Source organism: Microbacterium sp. BH-3-3-3 (genome assembly GCF_001792815.1).
GTDB lineage: Bacteria > Actinomycetota > Actinomycetes > Actinomycetales > Microbacteriaceae > Microbacterium.
Map to the genome: position 1 here is coordinate 1,320,178 of NZ_CP017674.1, position 17,403 is coordinate 1,337,580.

Here is a 17,403-nt window from a genome sequence, read left to right on the forward strand (position 1 = left end):
ACCACTCTCTATACACTCGATCTCATGGCATCCATGAGGAGCGTGCCGCCGGCGGTTCCTCCCGTGAGCGCACAGGACGACGACGGCACCGGACCCAGCAGTTACACACGCTCCGTGTGGCTGTTGCAGCTCGTCCTCGGGGCGAGCGTGGTCATCACGGTACTGCTCGTGCAGGCCCTCGAACCGACCCTGTTCCTCCTGTGGCCGTTCTCGTCGGGCGTCGGTGTGATCATCGCCCTGACGGCCGTCGCGATCGTCGTGCCCTGGCACCGCCTCCCGCGTGCGGCGGTCGCCGCGATCCCTTTCGCCGATATCGTCGGCATCGGGTTGTTGAGCTTCGGGACCGATCTGCGGTTCGGCTTCTTCTGGGTCTTCCCGATCATCTGGATCGCCACCCACTTCAGCCTCGCGTACATGATCTCGGCGCTCGCCACGGTGGGCTTCATCATCGTGGTGGATGCCGCGGTCAACGCGGCGGGACCCGTCACCGCTCTGCGACTCATCGTCGTGCTGCTCTCGCTCACGTTCATCGCCATCACGTCGTTCCTCTCGGCCCGGCAGACGCGGGCGTTCAAGCAACTGCTCAGACGGCAGGCCAGCCGCCTGCAGGGCACCCTGCAGCGCGTGTCGGGGCAGGAGCGCCGCGTCTCGCAGATGCTGAACGGGCTCGACACCGGCATCGCCCGGCTGTCGGCCGACGGCGAGGTGCTGGCGCTGAACGACACCTACGTCGACCTGTACGGCATCGAGCGTGACGAGTCCCAGCGTCCGGGGGGAGCCGTCGAGTACGCCACTCTTCGCGGCGACCCGCTGCCCGAGGCGGAGCGCCCGTTCACCCGCGCGGCACGCGGCGAGCAGTTCGACGACGAACGCACGTGGCTCTTCGACACCCACGGCGAGTGGCACGCGCTGTCGGTGTCGACGCGGCGCCTCATCTCTTCGGACGAACCCGAGAGCACGCTGCTCATCGTGCACGACATCACGGCGCTCATCGAGTCCGAGCGCGCGCGCGAGCGTCTCGCCGCGACCGTCTCGCACGAGCTGCGCAACCCGCTCACCGCCATCATCGGTCACGCCGACCTCGCACTGGACGACCCGGGCCTCACCCCCAAGGTGCGGGACCAGCTCGAGGTGATCGCCGGCGCCGGCGAGCGCATGCAGAAGCTGATCTCCGAGATCCTCGCGAACTCGCGTGGGGTCTTCCGCGAGCAGAACGCCCCCTCGGTCGCCGACGCCACCCGCATCATCGCGTCGTCGTTGGAATCCTTCCGCCCGGCGGCAGCCTCCCGGCGCGTCAGCGTGGTCGACGACCTCCCCGAGACAGCCGCCGTCGTCGGCGACGCCTTCCGGCTGCGTCAGGCGTTCGACAACATCCTCAGCAACGCCATCAAGTACACCCCGGCCGGCGGCTCGATCCTCATCTCGGGCGAACTCACCCCCGACGACGTCATCCTCCGCTTCGCCGACACGGGTATCGGCATCCATCCCTCCGATCTGGCGCGTGTCTTCGACCCGTACTTCCGCGCGCAGTCCGTGCGCGAGAGCTCGACTCCGGGAACCGGGCTCGGCATGGGCATCATCCGCAGCATCATCGAAGACGAGGGCGGCTCCCTCCTCATCGAGAGCGAGCTCGGCACCGGCACCACGGTGACCGTCGTGCTGCCCGCGCACACCCCCGCCGAGTCCTCGTGATCCCCGCCGACGCCCTCTCCAACCTGGGTCTCGCCCAGGCCACCGTCGCCACGGTGGGCACCGTGATGCTCATCGGGTTGGGCTTCCTGCACCGCCCCTCGCGGTCGGCGTTGCTCTGGTCGCTGGCGTTCGTGCTGGCGATGACGAGCACCTGGGTCTCGGTCGCCGGATCGATCGTCGAAGACGAAGCGATCCGGCGCGCGGGGCTCGGACTCATGCTCGGCGCCCCCGCGCTGGTCTGGTCGGGCTTCCGAGCCCGACGCGGGGTGCGGGCCCTGCCCTGGGTCGGCGCCGCGCAGGCGGTCGCGACGGCCGCCGTATTCGTGGTGGTCCCCGATCTCTCGGCCTACGGCTTCGCCTTCCGTGTCGCGTTCCTCGGCGCCGCCGTCTTCGCGGGCCTGACGAACCTCGAGCTGCTCCGGGCGGCCGATCGGCTCGAACGCCTCGCCCTTCCTCTGGCCATCGTCTCGGCGACGTTCGTGGCGCTCGGGGCGGCGGTGATGGTCGCGGGCGTCGCCGCCCCCGCCGAGATGGGCGACCTCACGCTCCCCCGCGTCCTCAACGGTCTCGCCATGCTGGTGTACCTCGTCTGCGCGACGGTGTCCCTGCTGTACTTCACCTCGGTCTCCCCCACGGGGACCCGTTCCGCCTCGTCGTGGCCCCACTTCGTCGCCACGGCATCCGATCGCCTCGCTCGCGCACGGCGCGCTCGTGAGCAGTCGTGGGCGGTTCTCACCGTTCGTCTCGACGACCCCGCTCAGTTGCGCAGCGCCGCGGGCGAGAGCAGCTGGGGCCGGCTCGTCACGGAGTTCGAGGGGATCGTCGCCGACTCCTTCCCCGCCGAAGCCGACCTCGGCCGCGAGACACGGGGACGGGTCGTGGTGGTCCTCGCCCGCCCGGACACCGTCCTGCGGGAGCACGTCAGGGACACCCTCCGCCGCATCACCGAGGTGGACGTCTCGGGCCATATCGACGTCCAGCTCTCCGCGAGCGTGGGATGGGTCCCCGCCGAGGCGGCCGACTTCGACCTCCGCGCTCTCATCGCCGCGGCCGACGATGCCGCCGCCACGGCCACGCGTCAGGGCGGCGACCGCTGGGAGCGCGTGCGCGGCTGATCAGCTCGCGGGTGTGGCCTGGCCGCCCCCGGCGATCGCGACGGTCAGGGTGTCGGTCGCGGTCTGCTTCGCGAACTCGCTCGAGTTCGGGGTGGTCTGAACGAGGAACTCGAAGGTGAACTGAAGGGTGACAAACGTGGAGTCATCGGGGACCTCGCCGACGTTGAAGGTCTGCGAGTAGCTGTACGGGGCGAGCACCAGATACCCCGGCGCATCCGTCTGATCGCTCTGAGCCGTCAGGGGGGCGAACGACTGCGAGGCGTTGCCGGGAACCGCGGTCATGGTCGCGCGCTGCAGGTACACCTTCTGACCGTCGTCGGGCGTCACCGTTGTCACCATCGAGATGCTGACGGGTTTGAGAGCGGTCGGCGTCCAGCGGTCCATCGACAGCGTGGACCAGTAGTCGACCGTTGCGCCGACTGCTCCCGCGGTCAGCGTCCTCTTGGTGGAGCCGCTCGAGAGATCGTTGCGCACCGGTTGCGGTGCGGCGCTGTTCGCCGCGGTGGGAGACGCCGACGACGACGCCTGCGCGCCGCCCTGGGCCCACGGAGGGGCTCCGCACCCGGTCAACGCCACGAGCGTCGCCCCCATCAGGGTCACCCCGATGATCGCCTTGCTTCTGCGCGCTGCGAGCCTCATGTACTCTCCCCCGGATCCTCAGCCCAGTGTAAGACGCCCGCGGCGACCCGGTCGCGCCACCGCCGACGGCCCCGTCTAGGGTGTTCGCGTGATCGACACCCCTCGCCGTCCGGCCGACGTGGCCGCACGCGTCTTCTCGTGGACCGTGGCGCTGCTCCTGGTCACGGGCCTCGGCGGCGCCACGTGGATCGGGGTGCGAGCGGGGCTGGCCGCCGACCACCTTCGCTCCGCGCAGGCGACGGTCGCCGCCGCCACCGCGGTCGACGATCCCTCGGCCGCGATGGCGTCCCTCGCCACGATCGGCGACGACACCGCGGCGGCCGCGGCCCTCACGGGCGATCCGGTCTGGCGGGCGGCCACCCACCTGCCGTGGGTCGGCCCTCAGCTCGCCGCCGTCTCACGCTCCGCGGCGGCCCTGGACGACGTCTCCGCGCACGCCCTCACCCCGCTGGCCGCGTCGGCGTCCGACCTGAGCCCGGCGGCGCTGACCCCCGTCGACGGCACCATCGACGTTGCGCGGATCGCCGCCGTCGAACCCGCCGCGGCCCTCGCGGCGGCGGCGCTGCGTCGCGCGGCCGATGACCTGTCCGGAATCGATCGGGCACCCCTTCTCGGCGATCTCGCCCGCACCGTCGAACAGTCGACGGCCCTGCTGATCCGCGCCGCCGACAGCGCCGATGCGCTGCACCGGGCGACCGAGATCGTGCCGACCACGTTCGGCGCCGACGGACCGCGCTCGTACCTGGTGCTCTTCCAGAACAACGCCGAGTGGCGCTCCCTCGGCGGAGTCGTGGGCGCCGTGGCCCAGGTCGACACGGCGGGCGGCCGCATCTCGCTCGTGTCGCAGGCGTCGTCGAGCGACTTCACCGACGTCGCCGAGGCGGGTCCCGTCCTCCCCCTCACCGACGAAGACCGCGCGCTCTTCGACACGCGCCCGGCCCGTTTCGTGCAGAACGCGACGCAGATCCCCGATTTCTCCGTCGGCGCGCCCCTGGCGCGCGAGATGTGGCGGCGCCTGCACGGTGTCTCGGTCGACGGGGTGGTCACGCTCGACCCGGTCACGCTGTCGTACCTGCTGCGCGCCACCGGTCCGGTCGCATTGCCCTCGGGCGAGGAGTTGACCGCCGACAACGCGGTCTCGCTGCTGCTCGACGAGGTCTACCGCCGCTACGACGATCCCGACGTGCAAGACGCCTTCTTCCAGAGCGCCGCGACGGCGGTGTTCCAGTCGCTCGCCGCAGGGCGCGCCGATCCGACGGCTCTCATCTCGGCGGTGACGCGAGCGGGTGAGGAGCGACGCCTGCTGGTGTGGAACGCGGATGCCGAGACCCAGGCCATTCTCGACGGCACCCCGTTGCAGGGTGCGCTGCCCGCCACCGACGCGACGCGCAGCATGTTCGGGGTGTACCTGAACGACGGCACGGGCTCGAAGATGGACTACTACCTGCGCCCCGAGGTCGAGACGGCCTGGTGCGGCCCCGACCGCGCGTCGCTGCACGTCGAGCTGCGCAGCGACGCACCCGACCCCGCGTCGCTCCCGGCCTACGTCACCGGAGGCGGCGAGTACGGCGTACCCGTCGGCGACGCCCTGACGGGGGTCTACGTCTACCTCCCCGAGGGGGCGCGGCTCCTCGATCGTCAGACCGGCGGCGACACCGCCGTCACTCCCGGTTTCGCCGGGGGGACCGCGCACGGGCGGGAGGTCGTGAAGTGGTCGGTGACCCTCTCACCCGGGCAGCGCGCGCAGCTGGATCTCGAGGTGCAGCTCCCCCGCACCGCCGAGCTCGGCGCTCACGCGACCCCGACGCGCGATCCGTCGGAGATCCCGCGCGGGGGCGAGTGCCGTTTCCCGTGAGGCGGAATCCATCCGTCGCCCGGGTGAAGTCGGGCACGGCGAGACGTGAAACCGGGCGCAGCGCGGGGGTTCGTGCGCGACGGTTCCCCGAGACTCTGACGAGGAGTCGCCTTCCCTCATCTCAGGGGAGCGAGCACCACTTCGAACTCAGCAGACCGGCTCGACTACGCCAAGCAGATGGGGCACATCATGAAGACCACGATCATCCGGGCCGTCGCCGCCCTCTCACTCGCCGCGGCCGCCTTGATGGCGCCGACGGCCGCCAACGCGTACACCGACCCCGCCGCCGTCACGGTGTCGCCGTCGACGGTCGTCCCGGGCGGGTCCGCGACCTTCACCACCTCGACGGCCCCCTTCCAGACCGACGAGCAGGTGGCGATCTCGATCACGGGAGCCAACGCGAGCGCCGTCACGCTCGGGTCGGTCGCGGTGCAGACGAACAACTCACTGAGCACGACGGCCGCGTTCGGAAAGCTCAACGTCGCGATCAAGCTCCCCTCGAACGCGACGGGCACGTACTACCTCACCTTCACCGGCCTGTCGAGCAAGGTCGTGCTGCACTCGAGCGTCGTCGTCACCGCGGCCACCTCCGACAACACCTCGAAGGGCGGGCTCGCCGTCACGGGCTTCGACGCGAACAGCACCACGGGCTTCTGGGTCGCCGGAGCCGCGCTGGTCGCTGCCGGTGGCGCCGTCGCCGTGGGCGCCGCGGTACGCCGTCGCCGTCAGGCGGCCTCCGCCTGAGTCACCGCCGCGAACGCGGAGGGGGCCGTCTTCGGGCGGCCCCCTTCAGCGTTTTTCGTCCGTGTGGGCCTCGAGGCTCGACGGACGGGAGTTCGTCACCTCGGCGGTGATGAGGATCGGCAGGTGGTCGCTCAGGCCCTGCGGCAGCGTCTTGATGTGCGCGATGTCGAAGCCGATCGACGTCGCGAAGTCGTAGTGCCCGCGGAAGAAGCGGTACCGGGTGTACGTGCGGGTATCGCTGAGGGTCAGTTCATACCCCTGGTCGCGTACCTTCTGCCCCAGGTTCTCTTTGAAGACCGGGTAGTTGTAGTCCCCCACCATGAGGGCCGGAAGCCCCGGTCCGAGGTTCTGCAGCTCGGTGAGAGCGGTGCGGATCTGGTGGCGCCGCAACGAGTTCAGCGCCGTCAGTGGAGCCGCGTGGAACGAGGCCACGATGATGTCGCGACCGCTGTCGATGTCGCGCAGTCGCACGCCCAGCATGCGCTCCTCGGCGGGCTTCAGCACGTAGTCGTGCAGGGACTTCTTCAGGCTGATCGCCCGGACGTCCTCGGCGCGGTAGGCGTTCTCGCGGTAGTACAGCGCGAGCCCGAGCCTGTTGCGCTGCGTCGCGTCGGCGAGCCGAAGCCCACCGATGTGCTCCGGGATGTCTGTGCTGTCGCACTCTTGCAGGCACAGCACGTCGACCTCGTGCTTCTCGACGAGAGCGACGAGTTCACCGGCGGCCCGGTGCTTGTTGAGGTTGTACGAGATGACCTTCATGGCGATCACAGCATACGACCGAGCGATCTGCGCCAGCGGTGGGGTTGCACCCGTTCCGTCCGAGGGGATCAGGATGCCGCGTCACTCGTCGTCGCGCCGCCGACGGGTCTGTTCCGCGCGGGTGGCGAGCAGGTCGTCGGCCGGGTATCCGACCTCGGCCAGCACCAATCCTCGGGCCGCCAGCACCTTCGTCTCCGGGATGCGCATCCTCGCGTCACGGATGGCGACGACATCGTCGACCTCGATACGCCCCTCGCCCACCGCCACGCACGCGCCGACCAACGCGCGCACCATGCTGTGGCAGAACGCGTCGGCGCGCACGTTCGCCACGAGCACGCCGTCGTCGGCACGGCGCCAGTCGTACTCCAGCAAGGTGCGGATCGTCGTCGCCTCTTCTCGCGCTTTGCAGTACGCCGCGAAGTCGTGCAGGCCGATCAACCGCTGAGCCGCGGCATCCATCGCCGCGAGGTCGAGGGTGCTGCGCACCGCGGTCGTGCGCAGGCGATCGAGGGGGTCGTAGCCCGTCGTGGCGTCGGCGAGGCGGTACGAGTAGCGCCTCCAGACCGCCGAGAATCGCGCGTCGAAGCCCTCGGGCGCCACGGTCGTCGAGCGCACCGTCACGTCGGCATACGAGCCCAGAACGCCGCGCAGACGGCCCGCCAGGGCCGTCACGGCATCCGCTTCGTCGTTGTCACGCCGCCGGCGCGGAAGGCGCGCGATCTGCCCCGCGTCGAGGTCGATGTGCGCGACCTGCCCCGAGGCGTGCACGCCCGCGTCGGTGCGGCCGGCGACGACGAGGCGCGGGTCTCCGCCGAGGATGCGCTCGAGCGCCTCTTCGATCTCTCCCTGCACCGTCCGCAGACCCGGCTGACGCGCCCATCCGCGGAAATTCGTTCCGTCATAGGCGATGTCGAGACGAATGCGCACCCGATCAGCCTACGCGGGGTGATCTCCCACCCCTCCCCCGCGCACCCTGCCGAAGGACGCCGGTGAAACGACGATGCCCCCACCCGGAAGGGTGGGGGCATCGTACCGAGAGGGAGAACTCAGGCCTTGGCGTCGTCCTGGACGGCGTCCTCGGCTGCGGCCTCGGCCGCTGCACCCTCTTCGTGCGACTCGGCGCCGGCGTCGGCGGCCTCGTCGGTGGTGGATTCTTCGGCGGGGGCCTCGTCGGCGACGGGCTCCTCGGCGACCGGGGCTGCGGCGGCGGGAGCCGCGGCGGCCTTGTTCGACGCCTTCTTCGCGACGGGCTCCAGGACGAGCTCGATCACTGCCATGGGGGCGTTGTCGCCCTTGCGGTTTCCGACCTTCGTGATGCGGGTGTAGCCACCCTCACGGTCGGCGACCAGCGGCGCGATCTCGGTGAAGAGGGTGTGCACGACACCCTTGTCACCGATCACGGACAGCACGCGACGACGAGCGTGCAGGTCGCCGCGCTTGGCGAAGGTGATCAGTCGCTCGGCGAGCGGACGAAGACGCTTGGCCTTGGTCTCGGTCGTCTTGATCGACTTGTGCGTGTACAGCGCTGCGGCGAGGTTCGCGAGAAGCAGACGCTCGTGGGCCGGGCCGCCTCCGAGGCGGGGACCCTTCGTGGGCTTAGGCATGTCGTATTACTCCAGTAGAAGGTTCGGTCGGGTCCGACAGGGTCAGACGGTTTCTTCGTCGTAGCCGCTGTAGAACTGGGCGCCGTCGAAACCGGGCACCGAGTCCTTGAGCGACAGTCCGAGCGAGGTGAGCTTGTCGCGCACCTCGTCGACCGACTTCTGACCGAAGTTGCGGATGTTCATCAGCTGCGTCTCCGAAAGGGCGACCAGCTCCGAAACGGTGTTGATGCCCTCACGCTTGAGGCAGTTGTACGAGCGCACCGACAGATCGAGGTCCTCGATCGGCATCGACAGCTCGTTCGAGAGAACGGTCTCGACGGGGGCGGGTCCGATCTCGATACCCTCGGCCTCGACGTTCAGCTCGCGGGCGAGACCGAACAGCTCGGTGAGGGTGCGACCGGCAGACGCCACGGCGTCGCGCGGCGCGATGGACGCCTTCGACTCGACGTCGAGGACGAGCTTGTCGAAGTCGGTACGCTCTCCGGCGCGCGTGGCGTCGACGCGGTAGCTGACCTTGAGCACCGGCGAGTAGATCGAGTCGATCGGGATCTGACCGGCCTCGGCGTACTCGTTGCGGTTCTGCGTGGCCGAGACGTAGCCGCGGCCGCGCTCGATGGTGAGCTCGAGCTCGAACTTGGCCGTGTCGTTCAACGTGGCGATGACCAGCTCGGGGTTGTGCACCTCGACACCCGCCGGGGCGGAGATGTCGGCGGCGGTGACCTCGCCCGAACCCGTCTTGCGCAGGTACGCCGTGATGGGCTCGTCGCGCTCGCTCGAAACGACGAGCTGCTTGATGTTCAGGATGATCTCGGTGACGTCTTCCTTCACGCCCGGGATGGTGCTGAACTCGTGCAGAACGCCGTCGATGCGGATGCTCGTGACGGCCGCGCCGGGGATCGACGACAGAAGGCTGCGACGCAGCGCGTTGCCGATCGTGTAACCGAAACCGGGCTCCAGCGGCTCGATGATGAAACGGCTGCGGAACTCCCCGATCTTCTCCTCGGTCAGAGTGGGACGCTGTGCGATGAGCACTATGTGTTCCTTTCGATCACGTGCCCGCTATATGACACGTGTAATGGGGTGAGGTGTTGAGTTGTACTCGCGGGATGCCGAGTCACCTGAGCGATGCGCCGAGGGTGAGCCGTGGCATCCGGAAGTCTGAGTCGCGCGTAAGCGCGGCGTTCCCGGGGAGCGACGAGCACTCCCCGGGAACGGACGCGTCAGACGCGGCGGCGCTTGGGCGGACGGCAGCCGTTGTGAGCCTGGGGCGTCACGTCCTGGATCGAGCCGACCTCGAGGCCGGCGGCCGTGAGCGAACGGATCGCGGTCTCACGACCCGAACCCGGTCCCTTCACGAAGACGTCGACCTTCTTGACGCCGTGCTCCTGCGCCTGGCGAGCGGCCGACTCCGCGGCCATGCCGGCGGCGTACGGCGTCGACTTGCGCGAGCCCTTGAACCCGACACCGCCGGACGAAGCCCAGCTGATGACGGCACCCGAGGGGTCGGTGATCGAAACGATGGTGTTGTTGAACGTCGACTTGATGTGGGCCTGACCCACGGCGATGTTCTTCTTCTCCTTGCGGCGCGGCTTGCGCGCTGCAGACTTGGCCTGTGCCATGTGCGGTTCTCCTGAATCCTGCGCCGGCGGAGGCCTAGCGCGCCTTCTTCTTGCCGGCGACGGTGCGCTTGGGTCCCTTGCGGGTACGAGCGTTCGTCTTCGTACGCTGACCGCGCACCGGGAGGCCGCGGCGGTGGCGGATGCCCTCGTAGGAACCGATCTCGACCTTGCGGCGGATGTCGGCGGCGACCTCGCGACGGAGGTCACCCTCCACCTTGTAGGTGCCTTCGATGTAGTCGCGAAGCGCGACCAATTGGTCGTCGGTAAGGTCCTTCACGCGGATGTCGTGGCTGATATCCGTTGCCGTGAGAATCTCGACGGAGCGGGTGCGACCCACGCCGTAGATGTAAGTAAGTGCGATCACCACGCGCTTGTCGCGCGGGATGTCGACGCCGGCGAGACGTGCCATGCGGCTCTCCTCAGAGTGTCGTGGAGGTGTGAAGCAGGATCGGTGCTCGGGCCTCCGACCCGAGGTGTCCCCCACCCGCTGACGCGGGCGAGATCTGATCCTGCCGATGTGTATTCAGTTGAAAAGTGTCGAGCTCTGAGCGAACTCAGCCCTGGCGCTGCTTGTGACGCGGGTTGCTCTTGCAGATCACCATCACGCGCCCGTGACGACGGATCACCTTGCAGTGATCGCAGATGGGCTTGACGGAGGGATTGACCTTCATGATGTTCCTGTTTCGCTGTCTTCGATCCGCGGATGCGGATCGTTACTTCTCAGCCGGGCTCAGCGGTAGCGGTAGACGATACGACCACGAGTGAGGTCGTACGGGCTCAGCTCGACGACGACGCGGTCCTCGGGGATGATACGGATGTAGTTCTGTCGCATCTTGCCCGAGATGGTCGCGAGCACTTTGTGCCCGTTCGTCAACTCGACACGGAACATCGCGTTGGGCAGTGCTTCGGACACCGTGCCCTCGATCTCGATGACACCGTCTTTCTTCGCCATATACTCGCTCACGCTCTGGACAGACCGGCTGGTCTGCGGTGGATGGGGATTCGGTGCTTCGACACGCCAATGAAGGCGCAACGCACCAAAGATCAAGCATACGTGGTATCACGTGACCCGGCAACTCGCCGGGGCCGCGCTCACCCGTTGAGGCGCTCGACGATGTCCTTCTGCGGATCGCCCGACAGATCGGTCTGGTTGGTCAGGACCGTGCCGTCGACCGCGATGGTCGGGGTCGAGATTCCGGCCGCGCCCTGCTGAAGGGGCGTCTCGCGTGTCATCGCGGTGACGAACCTCGTGTAGGTGCCATCCGAGATGCAGGAGGCAACGGCATCAGATGCTCCGGCCGTCGTCGCGATCGAGGTGAGGGTGGCGTCGTCGAGACCGGCCGTCCCCTCCGAGGGCTGCTGCGCGTACAGGGCCTTCACGAAGGCCGGCACGTTCGCGGCGTCGTCGACGGCCACGCAGTACGCGGCCGACGCCGCCCGAGTCGAGTACTGCGTTCCCTGCGACTGCCGGTCGAGGATCGAGATCGGGTGGATGTTCAGCGTGATCTCACCGCTCTCCACGAGCTGGTCGAGCGTGGGCCCGTAGCTCTGCTCGAACTGGTTGCAGATGGGGCACATGAAGTCGACGTAGGTGTCGACCGTCTTGGGGCCCGAGCCGACGGCGATGGCGCCCGTGTCGGTGTTCACCGCCGACGCCTGCGGCAGCGTGCCGGCCGAGGTCGCCTGGCTGTTGGCGAACCACACCACCCCGCCCACGATGAGCACGACCACGAGCGCGGCGGCGGTGACGCCGATCGCGAACCAGTTCGTGGACTTGCGTACAGCCGCCATCATCATCAATCGATCTCCTTCGGCACCACACCGAACGGCGCCAGTTTTTCGGCACCGCCGTCATGTGCGGTGAGAACCCAGATGCCCCCATCATGCACGGCGACACTATGTTCCCAGTGGGAGCCGGCCGTGCCGTCGACGGTCGAGACGGTCCACCCGTCGTCTTCGGTGAAGGTCTGCTGGTCGCCGATGACGACCATGGGCTCGATCGCCACCGCGAGACCGGGGCGGACCTCGGGCCCGCGATCCGCGACCGCGTAGTTGAAGATGCTCGGCGACTCGTGCATCTTGCGTCCGATGCCGTGCCCGACGTAGTCCCGCAGAATGCCGTACCCGCCGTCGGGCGCGTTGTCGTCGATGTACTGCTCGATCGCCGCACCCACCTCGCCGAGGTGGGTGGCCCGACTGAGCGCCGCGATTCCGGCCCACAGCGACCCCTCGGTCACCTCGGACAGCCGGCGACGCGGTGCGACGACCTCTGCGGGGGCATCCCCGGGCACGATCACGGTGAACGCCGAGTCGCCGTTCCACCCGCGGAACTGCGCTCCGGCATCGATCGAGAGGATGTCGCCCGCCTGCAGCGGCCGGTCGTTCGGGATGCCGTGCACGACCTCCTGGTTCACCGAGGCGCAGATCGTGTGACGGTAGCCGCGCACCATCTGGAAGTTCGATTCCGCTCCGCGCGACGTGATCACGCGCGATGCCTCGGCGTCGAGCTCGAGGGTCGTCACCCCGGGCGCGACCCGTGCGCGCACGGCATCCAGAGCATCAGCCGTGATGAGACCCGGCTCGATCATCGACCGCAGCTGGGCGGGCTTCTTGTAGATGGAGGAACGCAGCGCCACGTCAGACAGCCGACAAGGCGATTCCGCGCGCCTCGAGGGCGGCGAAGATGCGTGCCGTGACCTCGTCGAGCCCGCCGACACCGTCGATCTCGTCGACGATGCCGCGCGTGCCGTAGACGTCGAGGATGGGCGCGGTCTCGCGCTCGTAGATGCCCAGACGCGTGGCGATGGCCTCTTCTGTGTCGTCGGCACGGCCCTGCTCGGCCGCACGGGCCGTCAAGCGCGCGAGCGACTCGTCGCGGGGCACCACGAGGGCGATGACCGCGTCGAGACGTTCGTCGCGTCCGCCCAGGAACTCGTCGAGGTGCATGACCTGGGCGAGGTTCCGCGGATACCCGTCGAGCAGGAAGCCCTCGGCGGCGTCGGCCTGCGAGAGGCGGTCGCGCACGACCGCGCTCGTCAGTTCATCGGGGACGAGGTCTCCCCCGTCGATGATCGACTTCACCTGCAGACCGAGGTCTGTTCCCTCGGCGACGTTCGAACGGAAGACGTCGCCCGTCGAGACGACCGGGATGCCGAGGGCGTCGCCGACGCGGACGCCCTGCGTTCCCTTGCCCGAGCCCTGGGGCCCCACGATCAGAAGACGCGCGGTCATCGCAGCAGCCCTTCGTAGTGACGCTGCTGGAGTTGCGCGTCGATCTGCTTCACCGTCTCGAGACCGACACCCACGATGATGAGGATCGATGCTCCGCCGAACGGGAAGTTCTGGTTCGCCCCGACCGTCGCCAGCGCCACGAGCGGCAGCAGCGCGATCAGACCGAGGTAGATGGATCCCGGCAAAGTGATGCGCGTCAGCACGTAGTCGAGGTACTCGGCCGTCGGACGACCCGCACGGATGCCGGGGATGAACCCGCCGTACTTCTTCATGTTGTCGGCGACATCGACCGGGTTGAAGGTGATGGCCACGTAGAAGTACGTGAAGCCGACGATCAGCAGGAAGTACACGAGCATGTAGAGCGGGTGGTCACCGCGCGTGAGGTACTGCGAGATCCAGGTCACCCAACCGGCCGGCTCCTGGCCCGCCTGCGGCTGGTTGAACTGCGCGATGAGGGCGGGGATGTACAGCAGCGACGAGGCGAAGATGACGGGCACGACGCCGGCCATGTTCACCTTGATCGGGATGTAGGTGTTCGTGCCGCCGTAGGTGCGACGCCCGACCATGCGCTTCGCGTACTGCACGGGGATGCGGCGCTGGGACTGCTCGACGAAGACGACCAGCGCGACGATCACGATGCTCACGGCGAGGACGAGGAGGAAGACCTCCACGCCGCGCGAGGTGAGGATCGACAGCATGGCGCCGGGGAACGTCGCCGCGATCGAGGTGAAGATCAGGATCGACATGCCGTTGCCGACACCGCGCTCGGTGACCAGCTCGGCGAACCACATGACCAGGCCGGTGCCGGCGGTCAGGGTGATGATCATGAGCAGCTGCGCCCACCAGATGTCGTTGGTGAGCAGCTGCTGGCACTCGGGGATGCCGGCCGAGCCGAACAGCTGTCCCGAGCGGGCCACGGTGACGAGGGTCGTCGACTGCAGGAGAGCGAGAGCGATCGTCAAGTAGCGCGTGTACTGGGTGAGCTTGGCCTGCCCCGCCTGGCCCTCTTTGTAGAGGGTCTCGAAGTGCGGGATCACGACGCGCAGGAGCTGCACGATGATGGTGGCCGTGATGTAGGGCATGACGCCGAGCGCGAAGATCGACAGCTGCAGCAGAGCGCCGCCCGAGAAGAGGTTGACCAGCGACAGCAGCCCCTCGGTGCCGCCCGACTGGTTCAGACACTGCTGGACGTTGGGGAAGTCGACGAAGGGCGTGGGGACGTGGGCACCCAGCCGGTAGATGGCGATGATGCCCAGCGTGAAGGCGATCTTCCGCCTCAGGTCGGGCGTGCGGAAAACCCGCGCGATGGCGCTGAACAAGGGGATTCCTCCAGAACGATCTCGGCACGCCGCAGGGCGCACACCAAATCAGACTAACCCAGAAGGGGCCGACGGCCGTAAGGCCGCCGGCCCCTCAGGGGTCGTGCGTCAGTTGACGGAACCGCCGGCGGCGACGATCTTCTGCTCAGCAGAGCCGGAGACCTTGTCGACCGAGACGGTCAGCGCGACCGAGATGTCGCCGGTGCCGAGCACCTTGACCTTCTCGTTCTTGCGGACGGCACCCTTGGCCACGAGGCCGGCGACGGTCACGTCGCCACCCTGCGGGTAGAGCTCGGCGAGCTTGTCCAGGTTCACGACCTGGTACTCGACGCGGAACGGGTTCTTGAAGCCACGGAGCTTCGGGGTGCGCATGTGCAGCGGCATCTGCCCACCCTCGAAGCCGACCCGGACCTGGTAGCGGGCCTTGGTTCCCTTGGTACCGCGACCGGCGGTCTTACCCTTCGAGCCCTCACCGCGACCCACGCGGGTCTTGGCCTTGTGGGCTCCCGGGACGGGACGCAGGTGGTGGACCTTCAGCACGCCGGGGCGCGCCGCGGGGGCTTCCTTCTTCTCAGCCGTCTTACGGGCCGAGGCCTTCTTCGGGGCGGCGACCGTTGCGGTCTCGTCCTTCTTGTCAGCCATTAGTCGATCTCCTCAACCTTGACGAGGTGGGCGACGGTCTTGACGTAACCGCGCGTCTGCGCGTCGTCGGGACGGACGACCGAGTCGCCGATCCGCTTGAGACCGAGCGAACGCAGCGTGTCACGCTGGTTCTGCTTCTCGCTCACCTTGGACTTGATCTGCGTGACCTTCAGACGCTCGGCCATCAGGCACCTACCTTCTGGGCGGCGGCCTCGGCGCGCACGAGGCGGGCCGGGGCGACCTGGTCGAACTCCAGGCCACGGCGGGCTGCCACGGCGCGGGGCTCTTCGAGCTGCTTCAGGGCTGCGACGGTCGCGTGCACGATGTTGATCGTGTTCGACGAGCCGAGCGACTTCGACAGGACATCGTGGATGCCGGCGCACTCGAGGACGGCGCGGACGGGACCGCCGGCGATAACACCGGTACCGGCAGCGGCGGGGCGCAGGAGCACCACACCGGCGGCAGCCTCACCCTGGACGGGGTGGGGAATGGTCGAACCCGAACGCGGGACGCGGAAGAAGTTGCGCTTGGCCTCTTCGACACCCTTGGAGATGGCGAGGGGGACTTCGCGGGCCTTGCCGTAACCGACACCCACGACACCGTTGCCGTCACCCACGACGACGAGCGCCGTGAAGCTGAAGCGACGACCACCCTTGACCACCTTCGAGACGCGGTTGATCGTCACGACGCGCTCGAGGAACTGGCTCTCGTTGCGGTCGCGCGAACCACGGTCGCGCTGGTTGGTGTTGCGCTCGCGACCACCGCGACGCGGCTCGCGCTCACGCTCGGCGGGGGCCGTGGCCGCAGCCGCACCCTCTACCGGTGCAGTCTGCTCGGTCACTTCGGTCTCCTTGTTGTCACTCACAGGTTCAGCCCTCCTTCGCGAGCTCCGTCGGCGATCGCGGCGACACGGCCGGCGTAGCGGTTACCGCCACGGTCGAACACGACGTCGGCGACGCCCACGGCCTTGGCACGCTCGGCGACGAGCTCGCCGACCTTGCGGGCCTTGGCGGTCTTGTCACCGTCGAACCCGCGCAGGTCGGTCTCGAGGGTGGAGGCAGAGGCCACGGTGTGGCCCTTGCTGTCGTCCACGACCTGGACGAACACGTGGCGCGCCGAGCGCGTCACGACGAGACGGGGACGCAGCTCGGTGCCGACGACCTTCTTGCGAAGGCGCGCGTGGCGACGGGCACGGGCGACGGACTTTGTCTTGACAGCCATGGCTACTTACCACTCTTTCCGGCCTTGCGGCGCACAACCTCGCCCGCGTACCGCACACCCTTGCCCTTGTACGGCTCGGGCTTGCGGATCTTGCGGATGTTGGCGGCGGCCTCGCCGACGGCCTGCTTGTCGATGCCGCTCACGGTGACCTTGTTGTTGCCTTCGACCGTGAGGGTGATACCTGCGGGCGGCTCGATCAGGACGGGGTGCGAGAAGCCGAGGGCGAACTCGATCGAGCTGCCCTTCTGCGCCACGCGGTAACCCGTACCGACGACCTCGAGGCCCTTGGTGTAGCCCTGGGTGACACCGATGATGTTGTTGTTGATGAGCGTGCGGGTCAGGCCGTGGAGCGACCGCGACTCGCGCTCATCGTCGGGGCGGGTGACGAGAACCTGGTTCTCTTCGACCGACACCTCGAGGGGCTGGGCAATGGTGAGCTCGAGCTCGCCCTTGGGGCCCTTGACGGCGACCTCCCGGCCGTTCACCGAAACGGTGACGCCGGCGGGGATGTCGATGGGAAGACGTCCGATACGCGACATTCTCAGATCACCACACGTAGGCGAGGACTTCCCCGCCGACGCCCTTCTGCTCGGCCTGACGGTCGGTGAGGAGACCGGAGGAGGTGGACAGGATGGCGACGCCGAGCCCGCCGAGGACCGTGGGGACCTCGGTCGACTTCGCGTACACGCGGAGGCCGGGCTTGGAGACGCGCTTGATGCCGGCGATCGACCGCTCGCGGTTCGGGCCGTACTTCAGCGTCATGTTGAGGGTCTGGCCGACACGGGCGTCTTCGACGGTCCAGTCGGCGATGTAACCCTCCTGCTTGAGGATCTGGGCGATGTTCGTCTTCAGCTTCGAGTTCGGCATCGACACGGAGTCGTGGTGAGCCGAGTTCGCGTTGCGCAGACGGGTCAGCATGTCTGCGACCGGGTCTGTCATCGTCATGTGTTGCTTCTTTCGTTC

The 17,403-nt window shown here is 68.4% G+C and carries 23 protein-coding genes; 4 read left to right on the forward strand and 19 right to left on the reverse strand.

The genetic code is table 11. The features are described 5' to 3' along the window. Positions 1-24 precede the first annotated feature (24 nt). Positions 25-1,692: a cell wall metabolism sensor histidine kinase WalK gene (locus BJP65_RS06155; RefSeq protein WP_244630658.1), complete on the forward strand. Its 1,668-nt coding sequence runs from the start codon at positions 25-27 to the stop codon at positions 1,690-1,692. Continuing rightward, the gene (locus tag BJP65_RS06160; protein ID WP_055833757.1) at positions 1,689-2,807 is read left to right on the forward strand and encodes a diguanylate cyclase; all 1,119 of its coding nucleotides are present in this window, start codon (positions 1,689-1,691) and stop codon (positions 2,805-2,807) included. Before BJP65_RS06155 ends, BJP65_RS06160 begins: the two co-directional genes overlap by 4 nt. On the opposite strand, the gene BJP65_RS06165 is transcribed toward BJP65_RS06160, so the two are convergent. Then, entirely contained in the window at positions 2,808-3,446 is a 639-nt protein-coding gene (locus BJP65_RS06165) for a hypothetical protein (RefSeq protein WP_055833754.1), read from the reverse strand. Between the two features lie 88 nt (positions 3,447-3,534). Here BJP65_RS06165 and BJP65_RS06170 point away from each other — a divergent pair, with 88 nt between their 5' ends. Together BJP65_RS06170 and BJP65_RS06175 are read left to right on the forward strand one after the other, a co-directional pair. After that, positions 3,535-5,301, forward strand: coding sequence for a DUF4012 domain-containing protein (locus tag BJP65_RS06170; RefSeq protein WP_070408568.1), 1,767 nt, complete (start codon positions 3,535-3,537; stop codon positions 5,299-5,301). Between the two features lie 189 nt (positions 5,302-5,490). After that, positions 5,491-6,045, forward strand: coding sequence for a hypothetical protein (locus BJP65_RS06175; RefSeq protein WP_070409872.1), 555 nt, complete (start codon positions 5,491-5,493; stop codon positions 6,043-6,045). 45 nt (positions 6,046-6,090) lie between these two features. On the opposite strand, the gene BJP65_RS06180 is transcribed toward BJP65_RS06175, so the two are convergent. From BJP65_RS06180 to rpsH, 18 genes are all read right to left on the reverse strand, one after another. Continuing rightward, positions 6,091-6,804 (reverse strand): endonuclease/exonuclease/phosphatase family protein, encoded by a 714-nt coding sequence (locus BJP65_RS06180; RefSeq protein WP_070409873.1) that lies wholly within the window; start codon positions 6,802-6,804, stop codon positions 6,091-6,093. 81 nt (positions 6,805-6,885) lie between these two features. Next, on the reverse strand, positions 6,886-7,731 hold the full coding sequence (gene truA, locus BJP65_RS06185; protein ID WP_070408569.1) for a tRNA pseudouridine(38-40) synthase TruA: 846 nt from the start codon (positions 7,729-7,731) through the stop codon (positions 6,886-6,888). 119 nt (positions 7,732-7,850) lie between these two features. Further along, positions 7,851-8,408, reverse strand: coding sequence for a 50S ribosomal protein L17 (gene rplQ / locus BJP65_RS06190; RefSeq protein WP_055833743.1), 558 nt, complete (start codon positions 8,406-8,408; stop codon positions 7,851-7,853). A gap of 42 nt (positions 8,409-8,450) precedes the next feature. Beyond that, positions 8,451-9,440 (reverse strand): DNA-directed RNA polymerase subunit alpha, encoded by a 990-nt coding sequence (locus BJP65_RS06195; protein WP_055833740.1) that lies wholly within the window; start codon positions 9,438-9,440, stop codon positions 8,451-8,453. 188 nt (positions 9,441-9,628) lie between these two features. Then, on the reverse strand, positions 9,629-10,027 hold the full coding sequence (gene rpsK, locus BJP65_RS06200; protein WP_013583990.1) for a 30S ribosomal protein S11: 399 nt from the start codon (positions 10,025-10,027) through the stop codon (positions 9,629-9,631). A gap of 34 nt (positions 10,028-10,061) precedes the next feature. Then, positions 10,062-10,436: a 30S ribosomal protein S13 gene (gene rpsM, locus BJP65_RS06205; RefSeq protein ID WP_055833737.1), complete on the reverse strand. Its 375-nt coding sequence runs from the start codon at positions 10,434-10,436 to the stop codon at positions 10,062-10,064. A gap of 145 nt (positions 10,437-10,581) precedes the next feature. After that, complete coding sequence (rpmJ, locus tag BJP65_RS06210) at positions 10,582-10,698, reverse strand: 50S ribosomal protein L36 (RefSeq protein ID WP_005050492.1); 117 nt, start codon at positions 10,696-10,698, stop codon at positions 10,582-10,584. Positions 10,699-10,757: 59 nt separating this feature from the next. Next, positions 10,758-10,979, reverse strand: a complete 222-nt coding sequence (gene infA / locus BJP65_RS06215) for a translation initiation factor IF-1 (RefSeq protein WP_013583992.1) — start codon at positions 10,977-10,979, stop codon at positions 10,758-10,760. A gap of 140 nt (positions 10,980-11,119) precedes the next feature. Then, the gene (locus tag BJP65_RS06220) at positions 11,120-11,824 is read right to left on the reverse strand and encodes a thioredoxin domain-containing protein (RefSeq protein ID WP_156784831.1); all 705 of its coding nucleotides are present in this window, start codon (positions 11,822-11,824) and stop codon (positions 11,120-11,122) included. Beyond that, a complete protein-coding gene (gene map / locus BJP65_RS06225; RefSeq protein ID WP_083285737.1) occupies positions 11,824-12,663 on the reverse strand; it encodes a type I methionyl aminopeptidase in 840 nt (279 codons plus the stop codon). The genes BJP65_RS06220 and map overlap by 1 nt, the downstream gene beginning before the upstream one ends. A gap of 1 nt (position 12,664) precedes the next feature. Then, positions 12,665-13,258: an adenylate kinase gene (locus BJP65_RS06230; RefSeq protein WP_055833731.1), complete on the reverse strand. Its 594-nt coding sequence runs from the start codon at positions 13,256-13,258 to the stop codon at positions 12,665-12,667. After that, on the reverse strand, positions 13,255-14,577 hold the full coding sequence (gene secY / locus BJP65_RS06235) for a preprotein translocase subunit SecY (RefSeq protein WP_055833728.1): 1,323 nt from the start codon (positions 14,575-14,577) through the stop codon (positions 13,255-13,257). Before secY ends, BJP65_RS06230 begins: the two co-directional genes overlap by 4 nt. Positions 14,578-14,685: 108 nt before the next feature. After that, positions 14,686-15,219, reverse strand: coding sequence for a 50S ribosomal protein L15 (gene rplO / locus BJP65_RS06240; protein WP_070408570.1), 534 nt, complete (start codon positions 15,217-15,219; stop codon positions 14,686-14,688). Continuing rightward, positions 15,219-15,404, reverse strand: a complete 186-nt coding sequence (rpmD, locus tag BJP65_RS06245; RefSeq protein WP_013583998.1) for a 50S ribosomal protein L30 — start codon at positions 15,402-15,404, stop codon at positions 15,219-15,221. Before rpmD ends, rplO begins: the two co-directional genes overlap by 1 nt. Further along, positions 15,404-16,084 (reverse strand): 30S ribosomal protein S5, encoded by a 681-nt coding sequence (gene rpsE, locus BJP65_RS06250; RefSeq protein ID WP_070408571.1) that lies wholly within the window; start codon positions 16,082-16,084, stop codon positions 15,404-15,406. Before rpsE ends, rpmD begins: the two co-directional genes overlap by 1 nt. Further along, on the reverse strand, positions 16,081-16,440 hold the full coding sequence (gene rplR, locus BJP65_RS06255) for a 50S ribosomal protein L18 (RefSeq protein WP_055833725.1): 360 nt from the start codon (positions 16,438-16,440) through the stop codon (positions 16,081-16,083). Before rplR ends, rpsE begins: the two co-directional genes overlap by 4 nt. Positions 16,441-16,442: 2 nt before the next feature. Beyond that, entirely contained in the window at positions 16,443-16,979 is a 537-nt protein-coding gene (rplF, locus tag BJP65_RS06260; RefSeq protein ID WP_055833722.1) for a 50S ribosomal protein L6, read from the reverse strand. Positions 16,980-16,986: 7 nt separating this feature from the next. Next, positions 16,987-17,385 (reverse strand): 30S ribosomal protein S8, encoded by a 399-nt coding sequence (gene rpsH / locus BJP65_RS06265; protein ID WP_055833719.1) that lies wholly within the window; start codon positions 17,383-17,385, stop codon positions 16,987-16,989. Positions 17,386-17,403 lie beyond the last annotated feature (18 nt).

Excerpts from the sequence above, each read along its gene's own strand:
- BJP65_RS06155 (WP_244630658.1), top strand. The coding sequence starts at position 25 with ATGGCATCCATGAGGAGCGTGCCGCCGGCGGTTCCTCCCGTGAGCGCA.
- BJP65_RS06165 (WP_055833754.1), bottom strand. The coding sequence starts at position 3,446 with ATGAGGCTCGCAGCGCGCAGAAGCAAGGCGATCATCGGGGTGACCCTG.
- BJP65_RS06175 (WP_070409872.1), top strand. The coding sequence starts at position 5,491 with ATGAAGACCACGATCATCCGGGCCGTCGCCGCCCTCTCACTCGCCGCG.
- BJP65_RS06180 (WP_070409873.1), bottom strand. The coding sequence starts at position 6,804 with ATGAAGGTCATCTCGTACAACCTCAACAAGCACCGGGCCGCCGGTGAA.
- rplQ (WP_055833743.1), bottom strand. The coding sequence starts at position 8,408 with ATGCCTAAGCCCACGAAGGGTCCCCGCCTCGGAGGCGGCCCGGCCCAC.
- rpsK (WP_013583990.1), bottom strand. The coding sequence starts at position 10,027 with ATGGCACAGGCCAAGTCTGCAGCGCGCAAGCCGCGCCGCAAGGAGAAG.
- rpsM (WP_055833737.1), bottom strand. The coding sequence starts at position 10,436 with ATGGCACGTCTCGCCGGCGTCGACATCCCGCGCGACAAGCGCGTGGTG.
- rpmJ (WP_005050492.1), bottom strand. The coding sequence starts at position 10,698 with ATGAAGGTCAATCCCTCCGTCAAGCCCATCTGCGATCACTGCAAGGTG.
- infA (WP_013583992.1), bottom strand. The coding sequence starts at position 10,979 with ATGGCGAAGAAAGACGGTGTCATCGAGATCGAGGGCACGGTGTCCGAA.
- BJP65_RS06220 (WP_156784831.1), bottom strand. The coding sequence starts at position 11,824 with ATGATGATGGCGGCTGTACGCAAGTCCACGAACTGGTTCGCGATCGGC.
- BJP65_RS06230 (WP_055833731.1), bottom strand. The coding sequence starts at position 13,258 with ATGACCGCGCGTCTTCTGATCGTGGGGCCCCAGGGCTCGGGCAAGGGA.
- rplO (WP_070408570.1), bottom strand. The coding sequence starts at position 15,219 with ATGGCTGACAAGAAGGACGAGACCGCAACGGTCGCCGCCCCGAAGAAG.
- rpmD (WP_013583998.1), bottom strand. The coding sequence starts at position 15,404 with ATGGCCGAGCGTCTGAAGGTCACGCAGATCAAGTCCAAGGTGAGCGAG.
- rplR (WP_055833725.1), bottom strand. The coding sequence starts at position 16,440 with ATGGCTGTCAAGACAAAGTCCGTCGCCCGTGCCCGTCGCCACGCGCGC.
- rplF (WP_055833722.1), bottom strand. The coding sequence starts at position 16,979 with ATGTCGCGTATCGGACGTCTTCCCATCGACATCCCCGCCGGCGTCACC.
- rpsH (WP_055833719.1), bottom strand. The coding sequence starts at position 17,385 with ATGACGATGACAGACCCGGTCGCAGACATGCTGACCCGTCTGCGCAAC.